The organism is Cyanobium usitatum str. Tous (assembly GCF_003011885.1).
GTDB classification, from domain to species: Bacteria; Cyanobacteriota; Cyanobacteriia; order PCC-6307; family Cyanobiaceae; genus Cyanobium_A; species Cyanobium_A usitatum.
In genome coordinates this window covers 23,225-29,831 of sequence record NZ_PXXO01000021.1, presented here as the reverse complement: position 1 = coordinate 29,831, position 6,607 = coordinate 23,225, and the positions used below count along the sequence as shown (strand labels likewise).

The window sequence follows — 6,607 nt, the reverse complement described above, 5'->3', positions numbered from 1 at the left end:
CCCTCCAGGTAGGAGCTGGCAATTCCGTGGGTGTACCAGGAAGTGACAAAGGTGGTGCCGGTGAGCCAGCCACCCAGAGCCAGATAGGCCGTGGGGAACAGGAGCAGACCAGACCACCCCACAAATACGAAGCGGTCGCGCTTGAGCCAGTCATCGAGGACGTCGAACCATCCCCGTGCTGCTGGCGCGCGCCCTACAGCGATCGTCATGATGATGAAACGGTGCGGGAAACCCGCGGAGGCTGTGGGATTACCGGGCGATCGTAACAACGCTGAAGCGGATCGCGAGACCGGTTGAAACGGGCTGACATGGCTTCCTCTCGCTGGGCTTTCGCAGCTGATTTCTGACTGTCTTTTGCTTCACTTCTGAGCGCTTGGTCTTGATCAGCCCAGCTCCCCCGACGACCGGTCAGGATGGCGCCATTCCTTGTTCCAGGTCATGGCCTCCCCCCAGGCTCCTGCCCCCTTGCTTGAGCTGCCGGTGCTGGGCTCAAGGCGCCTTTCCAATGTGTTGGTTGCCTTGGTGGTGACCACTGGCGGGATCGGCTTCCTACTCACCAGTGTTTCCAGCTATCTCGGTACCGACCTGCTGCCGATCGGGCACCCCGCCGAGCTGGTTTGGCTGCCCCAGGGGTTGGTCATGGGGCTATACGGGCTGGCCGCCATGGCGCTGTGTGCCTACCTCTGGGTTGTGATCGGCATCGACGTTGGCGCGGGTAGCAACCGCTTTGATCGGGATGCTGGTGTGGCAACTATTAGTCGCCGCGGCTTTCGCCAAGAGATCACGGTGGATATCCCCTTGCGGGAGATTCAGGCTGTGAAGGTAGAGGTGCGTGATGGCCTTAATCCCCGGCGTCGCCTGGCCCTCAAGGTGCAGGGCAGGCGGGATATGCCCTTGACCAGGGTTGGCGAGCCCATGCCCCTGGCCGATCTGGAGTTGTCTGGCGCCCAACTTGCCCGCTTTTTGGGCGTGCCCCTGGAGGGGGTTTGATTACTACCAATCCGATGAAAACCAATCTGAAGACTGGCAATTTGATGACTGGCAACTGGTGGAGTCGCTTGCTCCTGGGCGGGTTGTTGTTGCTAGCGCCCCTGTCTCTGGTCGCCTGTGCGGCTGATGGTGGCAGCAGCCCTGTGGGTTGCAGCACTGCCAGCACCCCCTGCCTCAGCGGTACGGCCACAGTCGCACTGCAGACCAGCAAGGGTGAGGTGCAGCTGCAGCTAGATGGTGCTGCTGCGCCGCTGACGGCGGGCAATTTCGTTGATCTGGTTCAGCGTGGCGTCTACAACGGCACCGCTTTTCATCGAGTTGTGCGCGAGCCTGTTCCTTTTGTGGTGCAGGGCGGCGACCCCACCAGCGCTGATCCAAAGGTGCCAGCCAGCCAGCACGGCCTGGGCAGTTTTGTGGATCCAGCCACGGGAATATCCCGTCTGATTCCCCTGGAGATCAAGCGCAGCGACGAAGCAGAGCCGCGCTATGGCGAGCCTGTGACGGCCCCAGGAGCTACCCGCCAACTGGCTTTGGCCCATCAACGCGGAGCTGTTGCCATGGCCCGTTCCGCCGATCCCAACTCCGCCAGCGCCCAGTTCTACGTAGCCCTGCAGGCCCTGCCTGAACTGGATGGCCGCTATGCCGTCTTCGGCAGGGTGAGTAAGGGCATGGAGGTGGTCGACCAGATCCGCCAGGGCGACAAGATCGTCAAGGCCACACTGGTGTCGGGCGGGAAGTTGGTGAAGGGAAATCCCTAGGCGGGTACCCGCTTGCTGGATGCGGTGACCTTCAGGAAAGCCGTGTTGACGCCCGAAGCCCGCTCCAATGCCACCTTGCCGGTGCGGGCTATTTCAAGGATGCCGTAGCTCTCCATCACTTGTTCGAGGGCGACGAGCTTGCCCGGATCGCCCACCACCTCAAGCGTCAAGGCGTCATCGGCCACGTCGACCACATTGGCGCGGAACACCTGCACCAGGTCCAGGATGGCGCTGCGGGTTTCGGCAGGAGCCGACACCTTCAGCAGCATCAGTTCCCGCTCCACGGCAGGTATGTGGGATAGATCAATCACCCCCAGCACGTTGACCAGCTTGTCGAGCTGCTTTGTCATCTGCTCGAGGGTGTGATCGTCGCCTGCGACCACCATGGTGAGCCTGGAAATGCCAGCCTTTTCAGCGGGACCCACCGCCAGGCTTTCAATGTTGAAGCCGCGGCGGGCGAATAGGCCGGAGATGCGGCTGAGGGCACCGGATTCGTCTTCCACCAACACCGAAAGGGTGTGTTTCATCTCCTGAGGGACCCGTGGCGCTGGCTGCATTCCAAGTTACCGCCCGGGCCCAGAAAGGGTCTCGGCGGCTGGCAATTGGTCAAGCCATTGAAGTAAGGCGGCATTAAAGGCATCGGCATGTTCGTCATGGGGACAGTGGCCACTGCCAGGCAGCACCGTTAGGGGTAGCTCGGGCCGCAGTCGCCGCACCTGCTGGGCCACCTGAACGGGCACCAGTCGGTCGCGCTGCCCCCAGATCAACAGCAGGGGACGCCCCAGCCTTCGCAGCAGGGCTGGGGCGGTGGCCCCGTGGGGACGCAGGGCCATGGCGATGCTCATCGCCCGCAGGGCCCGCACCGCTCCAGGCCGCCGGGCTGGCCGGGCAATCAGCCGGTGCAGGTCCCTGTCGCCGATCACCGCTTCGCTGTAGGCCGACTGAATGCCTAAATCCAGCAGGGGCGAGTGGGCAATCAGGGGCACCAGTAGCTCCAGGGGTAGCAGCTGGCAGAGCAGGGTCACGAGCCAGCGCTGCAGCCGGCGTTGCCAGGGCCGCCGGCGGGGTGGGCTGCTGCTGCCGGCCAGCAGCAAGGTTGGGTCGGGTAGGGGGGCTGCCACGACTGCTCGCACCAGCTGGGGAAAAAACACGGCGCAGCTGAGAGCCACTAGGCCGCCGAGGGAATGGCCCACCAGCACGGCTGGCCCCTGCACCACCTGCTCGAGAAAGGCCTGCAGCTGCCTGGCCCAGAGGCGGTTGTCCAGTCGCAGGGACGGTTGGCTTGAGGCGCCGAAGCCGATTAGATCAATGCCGTAGACCCGCCAGCCGGCTGCAGCAAGCACCGCAGCATTGCGGCGCCAGTGGCCGCTGCCGGCGGCGAAGCCATGCACAAGCACCAGGGCCGGGGCATTTTCTTCCCCCAGCACCCGCCAGTGGCAGCGCTCACCTCGCCAGAGCCAATCGGCGTGTATGCCCCACTCAGCCCCTGAGCTGCAGTCCGCTGCGGGTGGAGGTGCAGGCTGGACTGTTGCAGCCACGGTTGATCTCCTGAGCCAGCACACCGACGCTCACTATTGCGAAGGACGGGCTCGCCTGTTGCCCGGGGCCGGTTTTTTTAGGCCGGAGTCGCGTCCTTCTCGGGATTTGGGGGTGCTGCTTGCCCAAACGCTGGCGGCCCGCGGCCCCTTGCGGGTGCTCGATGCCATGGCCGGCTGCGGCATCCGGGCCTTGCGCTACGGCCTGGAGGCCGGAGCCGCGGCGGTGTGGGCTAACGACGCTGATCCGGATCGGCTGCCTTTGCTGCGTCAAAACCTGGCATCCCTGGCAGGTTTGCGTTGCAGCGCCCTTACTGCCCAGCACCTGCTGGCGGATTGCCTGCAGCGCCAGGAGCGTTTCGAGCTCCTAGACCTGGATGGCTTTGGCTGCCCCACGGCCCTGCTGCCCCTAGCTCTGGAGGCGGTGTCCTTCGGCGGTGTGCTTTACCTAGCCAGCACCGATGGCCGCTCTCCCACCGGCCACGACCGCCCGGCTGCGATCCGGCTGCTGGGGGCGGCGGCCCGGGCCCATCCCGCCAGCTGGGAGCTGGCCCTGCGCCTGCACCTTGGCAGCGTGGCTCGAGCGGCCTGGGCCTTGGGCCGGGGCATCGAGCCCCTATTTAGCTTCAGTGAAGGGCGCACCTTTCGCAGCGCGGTGCGCCTGCGCCGCCGCTGCGAGCCAGGGGAGGAGCATCACCTCGGCATGCTGGCCCACTGCCATGGCTGCGGCGATCAGCAGGTGCAGCCGTTGATTCGCTTACGTCAGTGGCTGCCCTGCCATTGCCCTGCCGGCGAGATTGCGCCCCTGGCGATCAGCGGTCCTCTGTGGATCGGCCCGTTGCAGGAGCCTGGGCTGCTGGCTGAAATGCAGGCGTTCGCTGAGGTTGATCAAGGGGCAAACCTCAGTACGGAGGGGGCTCGCCTGCTTGCCCGTCTGCTTGCTGATAGGGGACTTCCGGCCCGCTGCTGGCCGATGGCCGAGATCGCGCGCCGCCTTAAAGGGGGTGCGCCACCGCTGCTCAGCCTGGTGGCGGCCCTGCGGGAGGGGGGCTGGTCGGCCCAGGTCAGTGGGGTGATGCCGGGTCAGCTGCGCAGCGATGCAACCTGGGGCGAGATCCTGCAGACCGCCGCTCAGTTGGTTGGAATGGCCACTGGCACTGCTAAATAGGATGGACTTCCTCTCACTTCGCCATGGCTGCTGAAATTTTCGGTACCGCAGCTTTGTTTTGGATACTCATCCCCGTTGGTCTTGCCGGCGGAGCCCTGCTGTTGAAGCTGGCCGACAACGACTGAGCCCCAAAGGCCAGTTAGTTCCGCCCTGCTCCCGGCTCGACCCGTCGGACACCTAGGCTCGGGCCGGCTTGAAGGTTGCTAATGCAGGTTTTGGTGGTTGGCGGAACGGGCACCCTGGGTCGGCAAATTGCCCGCCGTGCCCTCGATGCAGGCCATCAGGTGCGCTGCATGGTGCGCTCCCCCCGTAAAGCCGCTTTCCTGCAGGAATGGGGTTGCGAGCTCACCCGCGGCGACCTGCTCGAGCCTGAAAGCCTCGCCTATGCCCTGGAAGGTCAGGACGCAGTTATTGATGCGGCTACTGCCCGCGCCACGGACTCCGCCAGCGCCTACGACATCGACTGGAAAGGCAACCAGAATTTATTTGCCGCCTGCCAGGCCGCCTCGGTGAAGCGTCTGGTGTTTGTGTCCTTGCTAGATGCGCATAAGCACCGCGAAGTGCCCTTGATGGACATCAAGGCCTGCGCCGAAGACTGGCTGATGGCCTCGGATTTTGATTACACAATCCTGCGCGGCGTTGCCTTCATGCAGGGAGTGATCAGTCAGTTTGCGATTCCCGTGCTGGAAAGTCAGACGGTTTGGGTGAGTGGCTCGCCCACCCCAATCGCTTACATGAACACCCAGGACATGGCCCGCTTTGCTGTAGCGGCTCTGGAGCGTGAGGAAACCGTGCGCCAAGCGTTTCCGGTGGTGGGTCCCCGGGCCTGGACCACTAGCGAAATCACCCAGTTGTGTGAGCGGTTCACGGGTAAGGAGGCCCGCACTTTCCGAGTGCCGCCTGCCTTGCTGGGGTTGATGCGGTCTGTGACCGGCTTCTTTGAGGCCAGCCTCAATGTGGCCGAGCGGCTGACTTTTGAGGCAGTCACCGGTGGGGGCACAGCTCTAGATGCACCAATGGAGGCCAGCTACGCGGCCTTCGGGCTCGATTCGGCTGAAACCACCGGCTTGGAGGGCTACCTCAAGGAGTACTACGACACGATCCTGCGCCGCTTGCGTGAGATGGAGACTGACCTCGATAAGGAAGCCAAGAAGAAGCTGCCCTTCTAGGCCTTGGCGCCTACGACCGCGGCCGGCAGTTCGCCTGTACTATTATTTGGTTGCTTGGGAGAGTGAATGTCGGTTGCCCAGATCAAAAATTTGCAGCGCCGCTTGGCCAACCTTGAGGCGGAGGCCACCGAAGAGCTCAATCGGGCCTGTGGCCACGAGCTATGGCAAACCCTGGGCTTCGATGCTTTCGATGGCCTCGATGATTCTGACCGGCGGGCCCGTGCCAACTACTACTACGGCCAGTTGCAGAGCGTGCGCGAGCTCAAGGACGTGCTCGGCTAAGCCGCCCTATCCGCCCCCAGCGCCCCGCCCTGATTTCCCTCCCCCGGCGAGGCCACCCCGACCAGGTGAGACCCGACCAGGCGAGATTTTTCCCATGGCCCGCGACGGCTTAAGCAGCCGCTCCAGGCGCTGACTTTCGGCTTCGTCCACCTCTCGCCATTGCCCCGGTGCCAGGCCCTTGAGCTCGAGCGGGGCGGCGCCGTCCATCAGGTCGATGGCGACCCGCAGCAACCTCAGGGTGGGCAGATTTACGGCGGCCGTCATGCGACGCACCTGACGGTTGCGGCCTTCTTGCAGCTCCAGTTGCAGCCAGCTGGTGGGAATGGCGGCCCGCTGACGGATCGGTGGGGTGCGTTCTGGCAGCCCTGGATCGCTGATCGCCTGGGCTCGAGCCGGCAGGGTGCGTTGCCCCTGAATCAAAAGGCCGCTGCGCAGCTGCTCCAAAGCCTCAGGGTGGGCAGCTGCCTCTCCTTCAACCTGCACCCAGTAGCGGCGCCAGTGGCCAAAGCGGGGGTCGGTGAGGCGCTGCTGCAGGTGGCCATTGCTGGTCAGCAGCAGCAATCCCTCGCTATCGGCATCGAGCCTGCCGGCGGCATAAACCTGCGGAATCGGGATGAACTCCGCCAAACAACCCCAGTCACAGCCGGCCTCTGGCGTGAACTGGCTTAAAACCCCGTAGGGCTTATGGAAAAGAAGGGTGGTCAG

General features: G+C 64.3%; 9 protein-coding genes and 1 pseudogene. 6 read left to right on the top strand and 4 right to left on the bottom strand.

The genetic code is table 11. From position 1 onward, the window contains the following. Positions 1-209: pseudogene (locus C7K55_RS12915) on the bottom strand (photosystem II D2 protein (photosystem q(a) protein)); the annotation flags it as partial. 229 nt (positions 210-438) lie between these two features. Between C7K55_RS12915 and C7K55_RS12910 the strand changes: the two are divergent. Then, the gene (locus C7K55_RS12910; RefSeq protein ID WP_106633138.1) at positions 439-990 is read left to right on the top strand and encodes a photosystem I assembly protein Ycf4; all 552 of its coding nucleotides are present in this window, start codon (positions 439-441) and stop codon (positions 988-990) included. Between the two features lie 14 nt (positions 991-1,004). Further along, positions 1,005-1,748 carry a peptidylprolyl isomerase gene (locus tag C7K55_RS12905; RefSeq protein WP_241518374.1) on the top strand — a complete coding sequence of 248 codons (744 nt, stop codon included), beginning with the start codon at positions 1,005-1,007 and terminating at the stop codon, positions 1,746-1,748. On the opposite strand, the gene ilvN is transcribed toward C7K55_RS12905, so the two are convergent. Then, positions 1,745-2,275, bottom strand: a complete 531-nt coding sequence (gene ilvN / locus C7K55_RS12900; protein WP_106633134.1) for an acetolactate synthase small subunit — start codon at positions 2,273-2,275, stop codon at positions 1,745-1,747. The two genes, C7K55_RS12905 and ilvN, sit on opposite strands and share 4 nt — an antisense overlap. 36 nt (positions 2,276-2,311) lie before the next feature. Then, positions 2,312-3,286, bottom strand: coding sequence for an alpha/beta fold hydrolase (locus tag C7K55_RS12895; protein WP_106633136.1), 975 nt, complete (start codon positions 3,284-3,286; stop codon positions 2,312-2,314). Between the two features lie 112 nt (positions 3,287-3,398). On the opposite strand from C7K55_RS12895, the gene C7K55_RS12890 reads away from it, so the two are divergent. The 4 genes from C7K55_RS12890 to C7K55_RS12875 all read left to right on the top strand — a co-directional run bounded on the left by C7K55_RS12890 (position 3,399) and on the right by C7K55_RS12875 (position 5,902). Next, positions 3,399-4,451, top strand: a complete 1,053-nt coding sequence (locus C7K55_RS12890) for a class I SAM-dependent methyltransferase (protein ID WP_241518375.1) — start codon at positions 3,399-3,401, stop codon at positions 4,449-4,451. Positions 4,452-4,474: 23 nt separating this feature from the next. Then, entirely contained in the window at positions 4,475-4,576 is a 102-nt protein-coding gene (petM, locus tag C7K55_RS12885; protein WP_106633132.1) for a cytochrome b6-f complex subunit PetM, read from the top strand. An 81-nt stretch (positions 4,577-4,657) separates the two neighbouring features. After that, on the top strand, positions 4,658-5,620 hold the full coding sequence (locus tag C7K55_RS12880) for an NAD(P)H-binding protein (protein WP_106633131.1): 963 nt from the start codon (positions 4,658-4,660) through the stop codon (positions 5,618-5,620). 66 nt (positions 5,621-5,686) lie between these two features. After that, positions 5,687-5,902, top strand: coding sequence for a hypothetical protein (locus tag C7K55_RS12875; protein WP_106633130.1), 216 nt, complete (start codon positions 5,687-5,689; stop codon positions 5,900-5,902). 6 nt (positions 5,903-5,908) lie between these two features. Here C7K55_RS12875 and C7K55_RS12870 read toward each other — a convergent pair whose 3' ends face one another. Then, the gene (locus C7K55_RS12870; RefSeq protein WP_106633129.1) at positions 5,909-6,607 is read right to left on the bottom strand and encodes a pseudouridine synthase; all 699 of its coding nucleotides are present in this window, start codon (positions 6,605-6,607) and stop codon (positions 5,909-5,911) included.

Excerpts from the sequence above, each read along its gene's own strand:
- ilvN (WP_106633134.1), bottom strand. The coding sequence starts at position 2,275 with ATGAAACACACCCTTTCGGTGTTGGTGGAAGACGAATCCGGTGCCCTC.
- petM (WP_106633132.1), top strand. The coding sequence starts at position 4,475 with ATGGCTGCTGAAATTTTCGGTACCGCAGCTTTGTTTTGGATACTCATC.
- C7K55_RS12875 (WP_106633130.1), top strand. The coding sequence starts at position 5,687 with ATGTCGGTTGCCCAGATCAAAAATTTGCAGCGCCGCTTGGCCAACCTT.
- C7K55_RS12910 (WP_106633138.1), top strand. The coding sequence starts at position 439 with ATGGCCTCCCCCCAGGCTCCTGCCCCCTTGCTTGAGCTGCCGGTGCTG.
- C7K55_RS12880 (WP_106633131.1), top strand. The coding sequence starts at position 4,658 with ATGCAGGTTTTGGTGGTTGGCGGAACGGGCACCCTGGGTCGGCAAATT.
- C7K55_RS12905 (WP_241518374.1), top strand. The coding sequence starts at position 1,005 with ATGAAAACCAATCTGAAGACTGGCAATTTGATGACTGGCAACTGGTGG.